Consider the following 17526-nt stretch of genomic DNA (forward strand, 5'->3'; position numbering starts at 1 on the left):
ATATAATTCAATTATGCCTGAATTTACAAAGCGCGTGCCAAAGGATTAAACAGTACTTTCTCTAATTGCTAATTGCCTGTTAATTTTTAAGAAGAACTCCTCGGTTTTATATGGTTTTGGGATAATATCACTAAAGCCATTTAAGAAGAATTCATCAAGGTTATCATCTAAAGTTACTGCGGTTAGTGCAACTATAGGAATTTGAGAATTGAATTTTCTAATTTCTTTTGTGGCCTCTATACCGCTAATTCCAGGCATATGAATATCCATTAGTATAAGATCGTATTCTTTTTCCTGGGTTTTTTCTATCGCGATAGTTCCATTATCTGCGACTTCACAAACCACTCCTTGTTTTTCTAAAATCTTGCGGGTAATCATTTGATTAATCTTATTATCTTCAACAATAAGAATATCTTTTCCTTCTAATCTATTTTCTAAGGGTTCTGCTTCAATTCTGGGACTATTGTTAAGTTGGTTTTCAATCTCCTTGGCTTCAAATTTTAACTGGAATGCAAAAGTAGAGCCTTTGCCAAGTTCACTTTCTAAATCTATTTCACTACCAAGCAGTGTAAGTAAGTTTTTTACAATAGAAAGCCCCAGACCTGTTCCGCCGAATTTTCGATTAATTTGAGTAGATCCCTGGGTGAAATTCTCAAAAATGGCTTTTTGTTTTTCTTTACTTATACCTTCACCATTATCTTTTATCTCAAAATCCAGGAAAACAAAATTCCCTTCGCGGCTGTTTTTAGAAACATTGATCCAAATATCGCCGTCTTCGGTAAATTTTATAGAATTCCCAATAAGATTTATAAGAATCTGGGATATTTTTAAAGGATCTCCTTTTAATTCCTGCGGAATAGATTCATCGTAATTAAAATGAATTTTGGTATTCTTCTCATCGGCCGAATTCTTTAAAGCCACTAAAACATCAGAGATTCGTTTTTTAAGATCAAAAGAAGCTTCCATAATTTCAACCTTGTTGGCTTCCAGCTTGTTGAGGTCTAAAATGTTATTGATAAGCGATAGCAGGTATTCCCCAGAAAATTTAAGCGAATTAAGATGTTCCTTTTGATTTTCGGTAGGACTTTCTTCCAACAATAAATGGGTTAACCCGGTCACCGCGTATAAAGGTGTTCTTAACTCGTGTGTTATTGTAGAAAGAAATTGTGCTTTTGCAAGGTAAGCTTTTTCAGCGTTTTCCTTGGCTTTTGTTAATTCGGTATTTTTCTTCTGTAACAACTCGTTTGCGCGAGCCCTTAAGTTATTATTCTTATATAAGGAAAGCGTTAACAGGGATAAAATAGTAATAAGGGCTACACTAAGAATTGTGGTAAGTTTATTCACCTTTAAATTTCTTTCCTGCTCTGCATTTTGCAAACTTAATTCGTTCAGGCTACTCTGTAATGCATCTACACCGTACTTGGCATTAACCTCTTCTGCGAGTACAGCATTATTCATAGCGATTATGGAGTCTTTACGGGCAAAACTTTTTTGCAGAAAAGCTAAAGAAGATTCAAAGTCTCCAGTTTCCTCGTATATCTTGCTCATTAGTTTATTGGCAGTCATAATCATCCCGCCAAAATTTTGAGCATAGGCAATGTCTAATACCCGTTTATTATTTTCTGCGGCTAAGGTGTGATTTTTTAATTCTAAATGAGCACGGGCAGTATAATAGTATAATCGGGAAAGTTCATAGTGCTTATTAGAACCTGAAAGTCTGTTTCTTGCGTGCTGAAGAAGGTTTAAAGCCTTGTTTGGCTCATTTTGAGTATTCAGAATTATTATTGCCCGGTTTAAGTCTACAATACCAAGGTAAACCTCGTTGTCTAGTTTTAAATATATTTCTTCAGCGAGATTTAGGTAGCGATCTGCTCTTGTTTTATCTAATTGAGCCATTAGAATTTTCGCGAAATTTACATAACTATATGCCAAACCATTCTGGTCGTCAATATCTCTTTGAATAGAAATGGCTCGCTGTAGTTCGGTTATCGCTTTATCATAATCGTGCCTTAAATAGTAAAGTTTAGCGAGTATACTGCTGGAAAGGGCAATAGCGCGCTTATCATTTATTGATTTAGAAAGTTCCAGCGAAGAATTTAATTGCTCGATGGCATTATCAAAATCCAACATATTTACCGAAACTTCGGCATCGTTAAGTAACTGCTGAATTCTCTCGTTAGTTATTTGAGTGCCTTCGGTTTCATCTTGCTGAATTGCATAAGTGAACGAGCACCAACATGCGAGAAGTAGTATAAGAGTAAAGTTCTTCATTCGGGAAATTCAGCTAAAAGCTTAATTGAGATAAATATAGTTATTTATCATTAACGATAGAAATTAAATCGATAAGACGACTGGAATACCCGATTTCATTATCATACCAACCAATAATCTTAATTAATTTCCCTCCAATCACCGATGTCATTTGTGCGTCAAAAATACACGAATGGGGATTATTATTTATATCTATGGAAACTATCGGGTCTTCGGTATAGCTAAGTATTCCTTTTAAAGTAGTTTCTGCAGCTTTTTTAAAAATTAAGTTTATTTCCTCAATATTGGTTTCTTTACTCACATTTAACGTCATATCGGTCAAAGAACCATTTGGCACGGGAACTCTAATTCCGCAGCCGCCTATAACATCGCTAATATCTGGGAAAATACCGGTTAGGGCTTTTGCTGCTCCAGTGGTAGTAGGAATTATAGATTGTGCCGCGGCCCGGCTTCTTCTTAAGTCGCGATGCGGTTTATCGTGTAAACTTTGGTCTGATGTATAAGAATGTATCGTGGTAATATAAGCCTGTTCAACTTTAAAATTTTCGTGAATAAGTTTGAGCATTGGGGCTGCATTATTGGTGGTACAGCTGGCATTGGAAATTATTTTTTCAGTGCCATCCAGAATATGCTCATTTACTCCTAAAACTACCATTTTAATTTGATCGTCTTCCGGTGGAACCGATAGAATTACTTTTTTCGCTCCGTTCTCAATATGGTGTTGAAGATCTTTTGAGGTCTTAAATTTCCCGGTAGATTCTACTACGGTATCAACTTCATAGTTATTCCAGTGAATTTCGCTGGGATGAGAAGCATTTAATAATGGGATTGATTTACCATTTACAATAATATTATTTCCTTCTGAAGAAATTTCAGCAGGGGAAACCCCGTGAATACTATCATACTTTAATAAATGAGCAAGAGTTTTAGCATCGGCCAGGTCGTTTATTGCAACAACCTTAATGCTTTTGTTCTCGATTAAAAGTCTAAAGAGGCTGCGCCCAATACGGCCAAAACCGTTTATGGCAATATTGATGCTTTTATTCATTTATTTCAGGAAAAAAACTTAGTCGATATGTTTGTGAGCTTTATAAGAAGAACGAACCAAAGCGCTGCTTTCTACGTGACGAAATCCAAGATCAAGACCAATAGCCTCGTATTTCTTAAACTGGTCTGGCGTAATAAATTGCTTTACCGGTAAGTGCTTTTTGCTGGGCTGTAAATATTGCCCAATAGTTACCACATCTACATCTACACTTCTTAGATCGTGTAGGGTTTGGATAACTTCATCTTCTTTTTCACCAAGACCAAGCATAATCCCCGATTTGGTTCTATTCACGCCTTGTTGCTTTAGGTAGCGAAGTACTTCAAGACTACGATCGTATTTTGCCTGGATCCTCACTTCACGGGTTAACCTTTTTACGGTTTCCATATTATGGGAAACAACTTCTGGCATTACTTCTACAATACGGTCTATATTACGCTCATTTCCCTGGAAGTCCGGGACAAGAGTTTCTAAAGTGGTTTCAGGGTTCATTCGGCGAATAGCCTTTACGGTTTCTGCCCAAATAATAGAGCCCATATCTTTAAGATCGTCGCGGTCTACACTTGTTACCACGGCGTGTTTAATACCCATAATTTTAATAGAACGGGCTACTTTTTCGGGTTCATCCCAGTCTACCGTTTCAGGGCGGCCGGTTTTTACACCGCAAAATCCGCAGGAACGTGTACAAACATTCCCCAAAATCATAAAAGTAGCGGTGCCTTCGCTCCAGCATTCACCCATATTAGGGCAACTACCCGAGGTGCAAATGGTATGCAAATCGTATTTGTCTACCAGGCTGCGAAGTTCGGTATATTTTTTACCGGTTGGAAGTTTTACCCTTAACCATTTTGGTTTGGCTTTCGGCTTTTCTTTTACTGGGCTTATAGTGTCTGTACTCATAGCAAAAATCTAGGTTTCAAAGATACAATAATCTAGTGAACTGCATAAATTAGAACGTTAAGTCGGTGATAACTTACACCGATTTTCGTGCTTCAATAATTTCGGCAAGTAACTTTTTGGCTCTCAGGAGTTTAATTTTTACATTGTTCATAGGTTCGTCCAGGCTCTGGGCGATTTCTTTATAAGATTTCTCCTGGAAATACCTAAGATTAATCACTTCCTGGTAATGTGGCTTCAGTTGTTTAATATCGGTTAGCAATTGTGCTAAATGTTGTTCGCTAATTAATTTATCTTCAATAGTAGGGGTTTCATCTGCAATTCGATAAACCTTTTCATTCTGATCTGAAGTAGTTTGAGACCTTATAGAAGACTTTTGCTTCCGAAGCATATCTACGTGAATATTCTTTGAAATGGCGATAAGCCAGGTGCTAAAAGAAAAATCTTCATTAAAAGTGTGAATTTTATTAAAGGCCTTGGAAAAAGTTTGAATGGTAATATCTTCAGATTCGTAAGCGTTTCCGGTTTTTTTAAGCTGAAAGCCGTAAACATTATCCCAAAAAGTATCGAGTAAATAATTAAAAGCAGACTGACTCCCTTTTTTGGCAGCTTTAATTTTGGTAAGTAGCAATTCGTGATTTATTTCCAATGGGTAGGTTTTGAAACGCTGTTTGCTATATATATGCCAAATTGGGTAAATATTAAAAATACTTCTAAAAACGGAAATAACCAAACCACATCGGTCTCCTGGAGTTTCTGTGCCGATTTAGCATAAACAATCGCTTGTAATAATAAAACGAGGCCTGCCACACCTAATACTAGCTCCCATTGAAATTGAATTATTAATAACACAGCCAATAATATCCAGAAAAAGAATCGCGAAACATAAAATAAGCCCAGTAAAAATTTGTCTTTGGTTTTATAAAACCCGGCAACTGAAGCGTGTCTTCTTTTTTGATGAAACCAGGATTTTAAATCGGTTTTTGGGACACTTCGCGTAGTGGCTTCGGGGTGATGACAAATAAAAGTATTTTCTTCATTTCCTCCTTCATTTACAAAAAGATCATCGTCACCCGAACGTAGGTGCAAATGATTTGCAAATCCTTTTTGATCATAGAATTGTTTGGAAGTATAAGCGAGATTTCTACCTACCCCCATATATGGATTTCCTAATTTTGCATAAGAAAAATATTGAATAGCGGTAAGCAGGGTCTCGAAACGAATAAGTTTGTTAAGTAGTGATTTACTGTTTTTAAAATAACCACCGTAACCTAAAACAATACTCTTTTCTTCCTGAAAGCCGGCAGCCATATGGGTAATCCAGTTGCGGCTTTGGGGGGCGCAATCGGCATCGGTAAAAATTAAATAAGGATTCCGGGCTTTTTTTATCCCCAGGGTAAGTGCATACTTTTTATTGGCCCAAAAAGCTTCATTATTTTGGACGTCTACTAATTTAACCCGACCATCCAGGGCCTGGAAATTTTCTATAACCTCCAAAGTTTCATCCTGTGAAGCATCATTAATAATGATAACTTCAAAATCGGGATAATCTTGCTCGAGGATTGGAGGGAGGAAGTTTTTAAGGTTTTCGGCTTCATTTTTTGCACAAACTATAACCGAGACCGGCAGGTTTACCGAACCAGAATTTTTGGTTTTATCACTTGCAAATGCGAAAAAGGCTAAATAATAGGCGAGAATAATTAAGGAAAATAAAAAGAAAAATCCCAGTAGAAGTGTTGCCATTTATTCTAATTAGCCGCTTTCTTTTCTTCTCCAGAGCAATCAGACATTTCATCGGGCATTTTTCCACAGAAACTGCAGGCTTCACCCTCTTTATTTAAAAACGGACTTTGGCTTGCGCAGGTTCCTGCAAATTTACCATCTTTCTTTCCCCATATTTTTATGGCAATTCCGGCAAAGGCCAGTCCTAAAAGTACTATTGTTATTAAAAATAATTGCATAGCTGTATTTTTTCTAAAACCTCCTTTTTAAAGCAGGTTTTTATTTTAATAATTCCCCGAAAATCTCGGGCGTATTACTAGTGCAAAAATAACAATAAAATGACGTTTGGGAAAATTAAGGGGAATATTAGTATAAGCTTTACATACTTTAACTAAAATTTAATCGTAAATCACTAAAAATGTCGGGATTAGGGAATAAATTAGTTCGATTAAACTACTAAAAACTATATTATGAAAACTAAGATTTTAATAGTACTCCTGGCAGCTTTTGCTTTTAGTTTTACTTCTTGTGAAGATACTAAGAAAAAGGAAGAAGAAAGAGCTAAAATTGAGCAACAAGAAGCCGAGCGGCAGGCTGAAATGGCAGCTGAAGAAGAACGTATGGAAATGGAATCTAACAGTATTGCTGCCAAAGCAATGCAAACAGATTCTTTAAGTACTCTTGTTAGCGCACTGCAAAATGCAGATTTAGCCGATACTTTTACCGAAGATGAAGGTCCATATACGGTGTTTGCACCAACGAACAGTGCCTTTGAAAAGGTTGACCAGGCTACGATGGATGAATTGATGAAAAGTGAAAACCAGGATCAATTAGCCACGGTATTAAAATATCATGTAGTAGATGATGAAATCACTGCTTCAGATTTAAGCCAAATGATTGAAGATGGGGAAGGCGAAGCAAGTTTTTCTACCATGGATGGCGCAGAACTTAAAGTAATGATGGATGGAGACAATATTGTTCTCCAGGACGAAAATGGAAACAAAGCAACTATTATTGCTACAGATATTGAAGCATCCAACGGAATGGTGCACCTTATTGATGCTGTGGTAATGAAGAAAAAAGAATCTTAGAATAAAAGATTGATTTTAATTATAATCCACTGGTAATATTTTGCCGGTGGATTTTTTTTTGAAGTTATTTTAAAAAAGAAAAGCTTCATTTTCTTTGAGGAAAATGAAGCTCTCTCTTAAAAGACAATAAAGTCTTTACAGATTCAATATTTCCTACGCTGGGATTAACCAGATCAGGTTTTACGGGTATATCTCAGCCTAAGCACCCCGATATTGATAGTATAAATATAAGATTATTTTTAAGTTTAAATTGCTAATTTTAAGCTAAATAACTGATTGATTTTGTAGGCTGAACGTTAAATATTTTCCTACAGGAATTAAAAAACATTCACCTCGGGTTCAAGCCTTATCTTATATTTTTTATAGATTTTATCCTGAATTTCTTTAGAAAGACCCAAAATTTCTTCTCCAGTTGCGTTTCCGTAATTTACCAAAACCAATGCCTGGTTTTTATGTACCCCGGCATCTCCCTGGCGGTAGCCTTTTAAACCAGCCTGATCTATTAACCAGCCAGCTGGAATTTTTATGTTATTTGCCTGCAAGGCATAAAAAGGGATTTCAGGAAATTGCTTCTGAAGTTTTTTAAATTCCGATTCCTTAATTACCGGGTTTTTAAAAAAGCTGCCGCTGTTGCCCAGTTCCCTGGGATCGGGTAATTTTTGCTGCCGAATACTTACAACGGCATCAGAAATATTTTTAATTGTAGGTTCTTTAATCTCGTACTTATCTAATTCAGCCTGGATTGCGCCATAAGATGTGCTTAATTGATGATTTCTTTTACTCAATCTAAAGTTTACTGAAGTGATAATATATTCTCCCTTCAGCTTATTTTTAAATACAGAGTTGCGGTAATCAAATTCGCATTGTTGCAGGTTGAAAGTTTTAATTTCCAGCGTTTGTATGCGCATAGCTTCGCAAGATTCAAAAGTGTCTTTAAGCTCCACGCCATAAGCGCCAATATTCTGTACCGGTGCTGTGCCTACATTACCTGGGATTAGGGATAGGTTTTCTAATCCGCCGTATCCTTTTTCTATACAATAAAGCACAAATTGGTGCCAGTTTTCACCGGCACCAACTTTTAAAACCACTTCATCCCGACTTTCAGAAATAAGTTCTATTCCCTTTATACCAATATGAACAACGGTTTTATCTATATCCTGGGTAAGCAACATATTACTGCCGCCTCCAAGTACAAAAATTTCTGACGCATAGGTTTGCTGTAATACTTCGCGCAATTCTTCAGTAGCATGCACCGAAACGAATTTCCGGGCATTTACATCTACTCCAAACGTATTGTGTTCTTTCAGCGAAAAATTTTCAGCAACCTGCATAACTATTTGTTATATTCTTCCAGGGCTATTTTAAGAATTTCTATGGCTTTTTCCAGATTTTCTTTTTTCAAAACATAAGCAATTCGCACCTGGTTCATCCCGGTGTTTGGGGTAGAGTAGAAGCCATTAGCGGGTGCTACCATTACTGTTTCTCCGTTATGCTGAAATTCTTCCAGCAACCACTGGGCAAATTTATCGGCGTTATCTATTGGTAATTCTGCGATGCAGTAAAATGCACCTTTTGGTTTTGCTACTTTTACGCCGGGAATTTGCTCTAAACCTTCAATTAAAAGGTTTCTTCGCTCGGTATATTCTTTATTTACATCTTCAAAATATTCATCTGGCGTATCAAGTGCAGCTTCAGCAGCGATTTGCGCAAATGTAGGCGGACTTAATCTTGCCTGTGCAAATTTCATTGCGGCAATCATAACTTCCTTATTCTTTGAAACCAGACAGCCAATTCTTGCGCCACACATACTGTAACGTTTAGAAACAGAATCTACCATAATAGCGTTTTGTTCCAGCCCGGGAATGCTCATAATAGAATGATGTTTTACACCATCGTAAGCGAATTCACGATACACTTCATCGGCAACAATAAATAAGTCGTGTTTTAGCGCCAAATCTGCAAGTTGCTGAATTTCTTCACGCGTATAAAGATATCCGGTAGGATTTCCTGGATTACAGAGTAAAATCGCTTTAGTTTTATCAGTAATTAATTTTTCAAATTCTGAGATCGGAGGAAGCGAAAAATTGTCTTCTATAGATCCTTTAATAGGAACTATTTGCACTCCTGAAGCCGTTGCAAAACCATTATAATTTGCATAAAAAGGCTCTGGAATAATTACTTCATCTCCGGGGTCGGTAATACTTCCCATAGCAAATAATAAAGCTTCAGAACCTCCGGTAGTGATAATAATATCTAAAGCATCAACCGGGATATCATTCTTACGATAGTATTTAGCCAATTTGGTTCTATAAGATTCAAAACCTGCAGAATGGCTGTAAGAAAGAACATCTATGTTGTTATTCTTTACAGCATCTAAAGCTGCTTTTGGCGTTTCAATATCTGGTTGCCCAATATTTAGCTGGTATATTTTTTTTCCTTTTTTTACGGCTGCTTCAGCAAAAGGAACTAATTTTCTTATTGGAGATTCGGGCATGTTGCGCCCTTTGTTTGAAATACTTGGCATGGAATTGATTTTTATAAAGTGCAAAAATGCAAAATTCCTGTAAGATTCTAAGCCTATTTTTAGTTATAATTGGCTTAAACAAAATTGCATTTTTAAGTGTAATATTAAATTTATAGGCGTAAAAAAGCCGTTTGAAAAGTCTTATTTCCGTCAAGCTGTCCCGGCGCTTCGGGATTGTTTCAGCTTCTAAGATCTTAGATCCTGAAATAAATTCAGGATGACGTTTATAAAAAACATTTCAAACGGCTTTTTATTTCTTCATCTCAAAATTAACGGCTACTATCATCCTCGATAACTCTACCTTTAATTTTAAGCGATTTTGTAGCTTCTTCGGCATTAGAATAAACGGTAACGGTCTTTCTAATTGGTCCAACCAATTTAGTGTTATATTTTACCTGAATTTCCCCGGTTTCTCCCGGTTGAATTGGTTCTTCAGGTTTCTTTGGAATTGTACAGCCACAACTTGAAGTTACATTGGCAATAACCAATGGGACATTTCCAGTATTGGTGAATTCAAAAACGCGAACACCGTCACTTCCTTTTTTTATTTCGCCATAATCAATAGTTTCAGATTTGAATTCTATTTTGGCTGTTTCCTGTGCCATTGCAGTGCCTAAACCGGCAACAACAAAAATGGCAATAGCGATTAACTTTTTCATAATTTCTGGTTTTTAATAAACGAAAGGTAAAGATAAGCTGAAATGATGTACACTCAAAATTATATTCAAATCAACTTCTTTTATAATCCTTAAGTTATAATTACTTTTGCCTTTATTTTCAAAAACCAGACCAATATGGCGATTGCTTCCCAATACGATTCAAAAAAAGTAGAAGATAAATGGTATAACTACTGGATGGAGAACAAGTATTTTCATTCAGAAGTAGACGAGAGAGAGCCTTACACCATTGTGATCCCACCACCAAACGTAACGGGGGTTTTGCATATGGGGCATATGCTGAATAATACCATACAGGATGTTTTGGTGAGACGCGCCAGGTTAAAAGGCTTCAATGCCTGCTGGGTACCGGGAACCGATCACGCTTCTATAGCTACTGAAGCCAAAGTAGTAGCAAAATTAAAGGCTGAAGGAATTGATAAAAACGATCTTAGCCGTGAGGAATTTCTACAACACGCCTGGGACTGGACGCATAAACACGGTGGTATTATCCTGGAGCAATTAAAAAAGCTCGGAGCTTCCTGCGATTGGGACCGTACGAAGTTTACGATGGATGATAATATGTCAGCTTCGGTTATTAAGGTTTTTGTAGATCTATATGAAAAAGGCCTTATCTACCGTGGTTACCGGATGGTAAACTGGGATCCTGTAGCCAAAACCACACTTTCTGACGAAGAAGTGATTCATCTTGAAAAGCAGGGAAATCTTTATTATTTAAATTATAAAGTAGAAGGAAGTGATGATGTTTTAACCATCGCAACTACAAGGCCTGAAACTATTTTGGGCGATACCGCAATTTGTATCAACCCAAACGATGAACGTTTTACACATTTAAAAGGCAAAAAAGCAATTGTGCCAATTTGTAATCGCGTGATTCCAATTATTGAAGATGAATATGTGGATGTGGAGTTTGGTACCGGTTGTTTAAAAGTAACGCCGGCGCACGATGAGAACGATAAAATGCTGGGAGATAAACACAATCTTGAGGTAATAGATATTCTTAACGATGATGCCAGTCTTAATGGCTACGGAATGCATTATGAAGGTAAAGACAGGTTCCAGGCCAGAAAAGAAATTGTTGAAGAATTGAAAGAAATGGGTGTGCTTACCAAAATTGAAGAGCATACCAATAAAGTAGGAACCAGTGAGCGCACCGGTGCGGTAATAGAACCAAAGCTAAGCGACCAATGGTTTTTAAAGATGAAAGAGCTGGCCAAACCTGCAATTGATGCGGTGGTTGGAGATGAAATTAATTTGGTTCCCGATAAATTTCTAAATACTTACAAGCACTGGATGGAAAATGTGCGTGACTGGAATATTTCTCGTCAATTACTTTGGGGACAGCAAATTCCCGCTTATTTCTATGGAAGTGGAAAAGAAGATTTTGTAGTTGCTGAAACTGCTAAAGAGGCTTTGGAAAAAGCGAGAATAAAGTCAGGGAATGCAAGTTTAAAGACTGAAGAACTAATTCAGGATAAAGATGCATTAGATACCTGGTTTTCTTCCTGGTTATGGCCAATGAGCGTTTTTAACGGTATTCTTGAGCCCGAGAATGAAGAAATTAACTATTATTATCCTACCAACGATCTTGTAACCGCCCCTGAAATTTTATTCTTCTGGGTAGCACGTATGATTATGGCCGGTTATGAATATAGAGGAGAAAGACCTTTTAAAAATGTGTATCTAACCGGAATTGTTCGCGATAAGCAACGTAGAAAAATGTCTAAGTCGCTGGGGAATTCTCCAGATCCACTGGGATTAATCGAGCAATATGGCGCCGATGGTGTTAGGGTAGGAATGCTTTTAAGTTCTCCTGCCGGTAACGATTTAATGTTTGAAGAAGACCTTTGTAAGCAGGGAAGTGCATTTTCAAATAAAATTTGGAATGCTTTTAGGCTGGTAGAAGGCTGGGAAATATCAGAAGAAGCTAAACAACCCGAAACGGCTAAAATTGCGATAGACTGGTATACAGCGAGATTTAGAAAAACTCTTGCCGAAATTGAAGATCACTACTCAAAATACAGAATGAGTGATGCTTTAATGAGTACTTATAAATTGGTTTGGGACGATTACTGCTCCTGGTTCCTTGAAATGGTAAAACCGGCTTATGGGGAACCTATAGACGCAAAAACATATAAAGCGGTAATTGAAATTTTAGAAGATAACCTTAAGATTCTTCACCCGTTCATGCCTTTTGTGACCGAAGAGATTTGGCAGGAGATTACCAAAAGAACTCCTTCAGAAGCCTTAATTGTTGCCAAATGGCCAGAGCTTAAGGAATTTAATGAGGAAATAATCAATGAATTTGGTTTAGCTTCAGAAGTTATTGCTGGAATTAGAAAAATTAGGAAAGAGAAGAATATTTCGTTTAAAAACACCATAGATCTTATGGTGATGAACAATGAAAAAGCTTCAGAATTATTTGATCCTGTGATTTTAAAAATGGGAAATATTAATGCTTTTAGTTATGTAGATAAGCAAGTAGAAGGTGCACTTTCTTTCCGGGTAAAATCTAATGAGTATTTTATTCCAATAGCCGGTTCTATAGATGTGGAAGCTGAAATTGAAAAACTGGAAGAGGAATTAAAATACAATGAAGGTTTCTTGAAATCTGTAGAGAAGAAACTTTCTAACGAGCGTTTTGTGAATAATGCTCCGGAAAAAGTTGTGGCTATAGAAAAAGCTAAAAAAGCTGATGCAGAGGCTAAGATTGAAGCTATTAAGGCCAGTTTAAAAAGTCTGAAATAAATTATTAAAAGGAGAGATTTTGGCGAGGTGATTATTCGGTTACTTCGCCAATATGTTCTTCTACAAGTTCTACATATTTTTCGCGAGCTTCCTGCTTGCTAAGGTTTTTCACCTGTAATAAAGCGTTTATTTTAAAGGCATTTCTAATATCTCCTTCGTTAGTAGGCGGAGCATAGAAACCGTTTACCTGTGTGGCTTTTTTGTAATAGGCGTAGAAATGAAGCATAACATCTGGCGCAAATTTTTGATCGGTTTTGCTGGCCATGTCATAAGCTCTTAAGAATTTTTCCTCTGTTGTATCAGGCATAACTAACTGCTTATTCATAGATTTTGGCTATTACACTTAGCCCACCTTTTACCTTCTGGTTAAGTTTAACCGAGATTGGTGTATTTAAAGGTAAAAACACATCTACCCTGGAACCGAATTTTATAAATCCGCTATCGCTACCCTGAATCACTTCATTATCAACTTCAGCATAGTTTACAATCCTTTTTGCCATAGCACCGGCAATTTGCCTGTATAAAACTTCGCCGGCAATATCGTTTGCTACCACTACGGTAGTTCTTTCGTTCTCTTCACTGGATTTTGGATGCCAGGCAACCAAAAATTTCCCAGGATGATATTTGCTGTATTTTACTTTTCCCCCAATAGGATGTCTTGTTACGTGCACGTTTATGGGCGACATAAAAATAGAAACCTGCAGGCGCCTGTCTTTAAAGTATTCTTTTTCTTCTACTTCTTCAATGGCTACTACTTTTCCGTCTACTGGGGCAACCACGTGCGCATCGTTTAAAATTGTATTCCGTTTAGGATTTCTAAAAAACTGAATAATTAGAAAAAACAATATTATAGTGGCTACCAGGATAGCAAACTTTATCCAGTATGTATTTATTAACGAATAAGACACCGCGTTTATTGCGATAAACAGCAAAGCTGCTATCGCCATAATTTTATAACCTTCTTTATGAAACATAATCTAGAATATATAGATAAGCATATACAAATGGGCTCGAAAAAATAATACTGTCCAGTCTGTCAAACAAACCGCCGTGCCCGGGCATTAAGGTGCCGCTATCTTTTACACCGGCCTGCCGTTTAAATTTTGATTGAATAAGATCTCCCAGCGTTCCAAAAACACTAAGTATTATAGCCATTCCCAGCCAGATAGGGAAGGTGAGGAACTGGGTGTAATAAAAAATAAAAAAACTGGCTACACCGCTAAAAACAACTCCGCCCAGGAAACCTTCCACAGTTTTATTGGGGGAAATACGTTCAAAAAGCTTTTTGTTTCCAAAATTCTTACCAACAATATAAGCAAAAGTATCATTAGTCCAAATTAGAATGAAAATCCCCACTACCAATTTTGGAATAAAAACGCCTTCAATAGTTGGGATAAGTGTTAGAAAGATTACCGATGAAATTAGGTAGAATATTATAATAATATATTTTTTCTTTTCAAAAACGGGTATTTTTCTAACTACCAGTAAATCTTTTACAAGAAATAAGTTCACAAAAATGGTGGTAAAAAGGAGCAGGATAGTCGCATCCTGATTGAATTTTAAATAGCTGAAAAGATAAAAAAGTAAGGCTTGCACAGCGTAAAGTGCATAACTTTTTAAATGCAGAAGTTTTTGCATTTCAATAAGGCAAACAAGACCTAAGAGGTAAAATAAGCTGATAAAAATTAACTCTGAAGAAAGTATAGAAGCCACCAAAATGGATACGTACAACAATCCTGAAATAGTTCTAATAATAGCTTCCCTCATGTGTTATAAATCTTCCAGCAGGAGCAAATATAGGTTTTTTGTGCTACTTCCATAGCTCATAAAATCTCCTTCTTTTTGCGTTTCAAAATTTTTGATGGTAGTAATATTAGAAGGAATTCGCTGTTTGTTTCTAAATTTAATGCCGCGAAGACCTTCGCCAATTGTATCTATTAACTGGCTTGTAGAAGAAATAATAACAAAATTATCGGGTAAATCGTTGAGTTTGCATTCTTTAATTTGGTTGGAAGAAATAAGGATAGACCCATCGTTAGCTACCAGGTATTCACAGGTAGAAAGAAAGAATGGAGCTGCCCCAGATCTCGTAAAATCAAGGTTGAAACCCTTAAATTTATCCTGCAGGTTGGGGTCAAGGCAAAAACATTCCTTTTCATACCAATCGTTTTCAAGCAAAATATTGTCAAAGGCTTCCTGTAGTTCTTTATTGTCTTCACAATAGAGAAATTTTCCCCCATTATTCTTAAAATTGAGCATAAAACGCTCATCGGTAGGGAGTTTTACCTCTGGCATGTATTTTCCCCGCTCAGCTTTTTCAGGAGATTCCTGTTTTTTGTCTGATTTAGATTTAGGGTTAAGAAATCTTCTAAATAGACTCATAGAGTTTTGGGTGTGGTTCTCAACGTCATTTTAACCAAAGGTAAAAAATCTTAATTTAACCCTTAGGCAAATTAAGATTTTTTAAACTGTGGTTGTGAACTATTTATTAACTGAATCGTTTTCAGTTATAGTGCTCTCTTCAGAATCATTTCCGGGGGTTGGATTTTGTTCTTCAGTTTCAGCTGCTTTTTCTTCAATTTTAGGAGTTTCTTTTTGTCCTAATACTTCAGTTTTTGCCTTATCCTTATCGTAAGGTCTTTTTCCGAAGATAGTTTCAAGATCATCTTTAAAGATCACCTCTTTATCAAGAAGAATATCGGCTAACTGTCCCAGTTTGTCTTTGTGCTCGGTAAGTAAATCTATGGCCCGTTTATATTGAGTTTCAATTAAATTAGAAATCTCTTTATCAATAAGCTCAGATGTACTTTCACTATATGGTTTGGTGAAATTATATTCACTCTGGCCAGAAGAATCGTAATAAGTAAGATTCCCAACTTTATCATTCAACCCATATATAGTAACCATCGCTTTCGCTTGTTTAGTTACTTTTTCGAGGTCACTTAAAGCTCCGGTTGAAATCTTGTCAAAAACAACTTTCTCTGCGGCACGACCACCCAGGGCTGCACACATTTCATCCAGCATTTGCTCTGGTCTTACAATAAGACGTTCTTCTGGTAAATACCAGGCGGCTCCAAGAGACTGTCCACGCGGAACAATAGTTACTTTTACCAGTGGGGCAGCGTGCTCTAACATCCAGCTCACAGTTGCGTGACCGGCTTCGTGGTAGGCAATAGCTTTCTTCTCGTCTGGTGTAATAATTTTATTCTTTTTCTCGAGTCCGCCAACAATACGGTCTACAGCATCAAGAAAATCTTGTTTTCCAACTGCTTTGTTGCCTTTACGGGCGGCGATAAGCGCAGCCTCGTTACAAACATTGGCTATATCGGCCCCCGAAAACCCGGGAGTTTGTTTTGCTAAAAATTCAGTATCAAGTTCTTCAGCAACTTTTTTAAGTGGCTTCAGGTGAACTTCAAAAATTTCTTTTCTTTCATTTAAATCAGGAAGATCAACATAGATCTGGCGGTCAAATCTCCCGGCACGCATTAGAGCTTTATCCAATACATCGGCACGGTTGGTTGCGGCTACCACAATTACATTGGTATTTGTGCCAAAACCATCCATTTCTGTTAATAACTGGTTTAAGGTATTTTCACGTTCATCGTTAGAACCAGAGAAATTACTTTTTCCACGGGCACGGCCAATGGCATCAATTTCATCAATAAAAATAATGGAAGGTGATTTTTCTTTGGCTTGCTTAAACAAGTCACGAACTCTCGAAGCCCCAACACCTACAAACATTTCAACGAAGTCTGATCCCGAAAGTGAGAAGAAAGGAACTTTTGCTTCTCCTGCAACGGCTTTAGCTAATAAGGTTTTACCGGTTCCGGGAGGTCCTACAAGTAGGGCTCCTTTAGGAATTTTACCACCAAGAGAGGTGTATTTGTCTGGGTGCTTTAAAAAGTCTACAATTTCCTGAACTTCCTCTTTTGCTCCTTCTAATCCGGCTACATCTTTAAAAGAAGTCTTAACATCGGTATTTTGGTCAAATAATTTGGCTTTAGATTTTCCAATATTGAAAATTTGGCCTCCTGCACCACCACCGGCACCAGAGCTCATTTTTTTCATTATAAAAATCCAAACTCCAATAATTAGTATGAAGGGTAATAATGCCCAGAAAATCTCACTCATTACGTTACTTTGCGTATCGTAAACTACAGTGGTGTCTAAATTATTTTCAGCTTTTATTTCCTTGATGTCGTCTTCAAGGTTTTGCAAATCTCCAAACTCAAAACTATAGGCCGGGGTTTCGCCACCGGTGTTAAAAAGCTCTGGATCGTTAGCTGATTTATGAATGTCTTTTTGTGCTGCCTCCTCGGTAAGATAAACTTTAGCTTGTTTTCGGTTAACAATTTCTACCTTTTTTACGTCACCGTCTCTAAGGTAAGATAGAAATTCGGCCGGATTGGTTTGAGCCGGTTCACTAAAACCGCCTCCGCTAAAGAAATTGATTCCTATAAATATAATAATTATAGCGGCATAGATCCAGTAAGCATTAAACTTAGGCTTCTTGGGATCTGTCTTTTTTTTGGGTTGCTGTTTCGCCATTCT

The 17526-nt window shown here is 37.0% G+C and carries 16 protein-coding genes and 1 riboswitch; of the genes, 2 read left to right on the forward strand and 14 right to left on the reverse strand.

Going from position 1 to position 17526, the window contains the following annotated elements; genetic code table 11:
• Positions 1 to 45 precede the first annotated feature (45 nt).
• From B5488_RS16960 to B5488_RS16985, 6 genes are all read right to left on the reverse strand, one after another.
• A complete protein-coding gene (locus B5488_RS16960; RefSeq protein ID WP_079736332.1) occupies positions 46 to 2271 on the reverse strand; it encodes a response regulator in 2226 nt (741 codons plus the stop codon).
• 40 nt (positions 2272 to 2311) lie between these two features.
• On the reverse strand, positions 2312 to 3319 hold the full coding sequence (gene gap / locus B5488_RS16965) for a type I glyceraldehyde-3-phosphate dehydrogenase (protein ID WP_079736333.1): 1008 nt from the start codon (positions 3317 to 3319) through the stop codon (positions 2312 to 2314).
• Positions 3320 to 3337: 18 nt separating this feature from the next.
• On the reverse strand, positions 3338 to 4216 hold the full coding sequence (gene lipA / locus B5488_RS16970) for a lipoyl synthase (protein ID WP_079736334.1): 879 nt from the start codon (positions 4214 to 4216) through the stop codon (positions 3338 to 3340).
• Positions 4217 to 4289: 73 nt separating this feature from the next.
• A complete protein-coding gene (locus B5488_RS16975; protein WP_079736335.1) occupies positions 4290 to 4862 on the reverse strand; it encodes an RNA polymerase sigma factor in 573 nt (190 codons plus the stop codon).
• On the reverse strand, positions 4853 to 5956 hold the full coding sequence (locus B5488_RS16980; protein WP_079736336.1) for a glycosyltransferase: 1104 nt from the start codon (positions 5954 to 5956) through the stop codon (positions 4853 to 4855). The genes B5488_RS16975 and B5488_RS16980 overlap by 10 nt, the downstream gene beginning before the upstream one ends.
• Before the next feature lie 5 nt (positions 5957 to 5961).
• Positions 5962 to 6174, reverse strand: coding sequence for a membrane or secreted protein (locus B5488_RS16985; protein ID WP_079736337.1), 213 nt, complete (start codon positions 6172 to 6174; stop codon positions 5962 to 5964).
• A gap of 231 nt (positions 6175 to 6405) precedes the next feature.
• Between B5488_RS16985 and B5488_RS16990 the strand changes: the two genes are divergently transcribed.
• On the forward strand, positions 6406 to 7026 hold the full coding sequence (locus B5488_RS16990) for a fasciclin domain-containing protein (RefSeq protein ID WP_079736338.1): 621 nt from the start codon (positions 6406 to 6408) through the stop codon (positions 7024 to 7026).
• A 133-nt stretch (positions 7027 to 7159) separates the two neighbouring features.
• A riboswitch (TPP riboswitch) is annotated at positions 7160 to 7246 on the reverse strand.
• 97 nt (positions 7247 to 7343) lie between these two features.
• Here the strand turns inward: B5488_RS16990 and murB are convergent.
• The 3 genes from murB to B5488_RS17005 all read right to left on the reverse strand — a co-directional run bounded on the left by murB (position 7344) and on the right by B5488_RS17005 (position 10209).
• The gene (gene murB / locus B5488_RS16995) at positions 7344 to 8357 is read right to left on the reverse strand and encodes a UDP-N-acetylmuramate dehydrogenase (RefSeq protein WP_079736339.1); all 1014 of its coding nucleotides are present in this window, start codon (positions 8355 to 8357) and stop codon (positions 7344 to 7346) included.
• A 2-nt stretch (positions 8358 to 8359) separates the two neighbouring features.
• Positions 8360 to 9550: a pyridoxal phosphate-dependent aminotransferase gene (locus tag B5488_RS17000; protein WP_079736340.1), complete on the reverse strand. Its 1191-nt coding sequence runs from the start codon at positions 9548 to 9550 to the stop codon at positions 8360 to 8362.
• A 269-nt stretch (positions 9551 to 9819) separates the two neighbouring features.
• Positions 9820 to 10209, reverse strand: a complete 390-nt coding sequence (locus tag B5488_RS17005) for a DUF1573 domain-containing protein (protein WP_079736341.1) — start codon at positions 10207 to 10209, stop codon at positions 9820 to 9822.
• Between the two features lie 135 nt (positions 10210 to 10344).
• Between B5488_RS17005 and B5488_RS17010 the strand changes: the two genes are divergently transcribed.
• The gene (locus B5488_RS17010) at positions 10345 to 12975 is read left to right on the forward strand and encodes a valine--tRNA ligase (RefSeq protein ID WP_079736342.1); all 2631 of its coding nucleotides are present in this window, start codon (positions 10345 to 10347) and stop codon (positions 12973 to 12975) included.
• A gap of 31 nt (positions 12976 to 13006) precedes the next feature.
• On the opposite strand, the gene B5488_RS17015 is transcribed toward B5488_RS17010, so the two are convergent.
• From B5488_RS17015 to ftsH, 5 genes are all read right to left on the reverse strand, one after another.
• Positions 13007 to 13300, reverse strand: a complete 294-nt coding sequence (locus B5488_RS17015; RefSeq protein WP_231919765.1) for an acyl-CoA-binding protein — start codon at positions 13298 to 13300, stop codon at positions 13007 to 13009.
• On the reverse strand, positions 13293 to 13949 hold the full coding sequence (locus B5488_RS17020; protein ID WP_079736343.1) for a phosphatidylserine decarboxylase family protein: 657 nt from the start codon (positions 13947 to 13949) through the stop codon (positions 13293 to 13295). Before B5488_RS17020 ends, B5488_RS17015 begins: the two co-directional genes overlap by 8 nt.
• Positions 13939 to 14742 carry a phosphatidate cytidylyltransferase gene (locus B5488_RS17025; protein WP_079736344.1) on the reverse strand — a complete coding sequence of 268 codons (804 nt, stop codon included), beginning with the start codon at positions 14740 to 14742 and terminating at the stop codon, positions 13939 to 13941. Before B5488_RS17025 ends, B5488_RS17020 begins: the two co-directional genes overlap by 11 nt.
• Before the next feature lie 3 nt (positions 14743 to 14745).
• Complete coding sequence (locus B5488_RS17030) at positions 14746 to 15357, reverse strand: LUD domain-containing protein (protein WP_079736345.1); 612 nt, start codon at positions 15355 to 15357, stop codon at positions 14746 to 14748.
• 99 nt (positions 15358 to 15456) lie between these two features.
• Positions 15457 to 17523: an ATP-dependent zinc metalloprotease FtsH gene (gene ftsH, locus B5488_RS17035; RefSeq protein WP_079736346.1), complete on the reverse strand. Its 2067-nt coding sequence runs from the start codon at positions 17521 to 17523 to the stop codon at positions 15457 to 15459.
• Between the last annotated feature and the right edge of the window lie 3 nt (positions 17524 to 17526).

The organism is Salegentibacter salegens, assembly GCF_900142975.1.
GTDB lineage: Bacteria > Bacteroidota > Bacteroidia > Flavobacteriales > Flavobacteriaceae > Salegentibacter > Salegentibacter salegens.

What these genes read in the sequence shown, in the direction of transcription:
- B5488_RS17015 (WP_231919765.1), bottom strand. Translation starts at nt 13,300, where the DNA reads ATGAATAAGCAGTTAGTTATGCCTGATACAACAGAGGAAAAATTCTTA.
- B5488_RS17025 (WP_079736344.1), bottom strand. Translation starts at nt 14,742, where the DNA reads ATGAGGGAAGCTATTATTAGAACTATTTCAGGATTGTTGTACGTATCC.
- B5488_RS17005 (WP_079736341.1), bottom strand. Translation starts at nt 10,209, where the DNA reads ATGAAAAAGTTAATCGCTATTGCCATTTTTGTTGTTGCCGGTTTAGGC.
- B5488_RS16960 (WP_079736332.1), bottom strand. Translation starts at nt 2,271, where the DNA reads ATGAAGAACTTTACTCTTATACTACTTCTCGCATGTTGGTGCTCGTTC.
- B5488_RS16990 (WP_079736338.1), top strand. Translation starts at nt 6,406, where the DNA reads ATGAAAACTAAGATTTTAATAGTACTCCTGGCAGCTTTTGCTTTTAGT.
- B5488_RS17010 (WP_079736342.1), top strand. Translation starts at nt 10,345, where the DNA reads ATGGCGATTGCTTCCCAATACGATTCAAAAAAAGTAGAAGATAAATGG.
- lipA (WP_079736334.1), bottom strand. Translation starts at nt 4,216, where the DNA reads ATGAGTACAGACACTATAAGCCCAGTAAAAGAAAAGCCGAAAGCCAAA.
- B5488_RS16985 (WP_079736337.1), bottom strand. Translation starts at nt 6,174, where the DNA reads ATGCAATTATTTTTAATAACAATAGTACTTTTAGGACTGGCCTTTGCC.
- B5488_RS17020 (WP_079736343.1), bottom strand. Translation starts at nt 13,949, where the DNA reads ATGTTTCATAAAGAAGGTTATAAAATTATGGCGATAGCAGCTTTGCTG.
- ftsH (WP_079736346.1), bottom strand. Translation starts at nt 17,523, where the DNA reads ATGGCGAAACAGCAACCCAAAAAAAAGACAGATCCCAAGAAGCCTAAG.
- B5488_RS16980 (WP_079736336.1), bottom strand. Translation starts at nt 5,956, where the DNA reads ATGGCAACACTTCTACTGGGATTTTTCTTTTTATTTTCCTTAATTATT.
- murB (WP_079736339.1), bottom strand. Translation starts at nt 8,357, where the DNA reads ATGCAGGTTGCTGAAAATTTTTCGCTGAAAGAACACAATACGTTTGGA.
- B5488_RS17000 (WP_079736340.1), bottom strand. Translation starts at nt 9,550, where the DNA reads ATGCCAAGTATTTCAAACAAAGGGCGCAACATGCCCGAATCTCCAATA.
- gap (WP_079736333.1), bottom strand. Translation starts at nt 3,319, where the DNA reads ATGAATAAAAGCATCAATATTGCCATAAACGGTTTTGGCCGTATTGGG.
- B5488_RS17030 (WP_079736345.1), bottom strand. Translation starts at nt 15,357, where the DNA reads ATGAGTCTATTTAGAAGATTTCTTAACCCTAAATCTAAATCAGACAAA.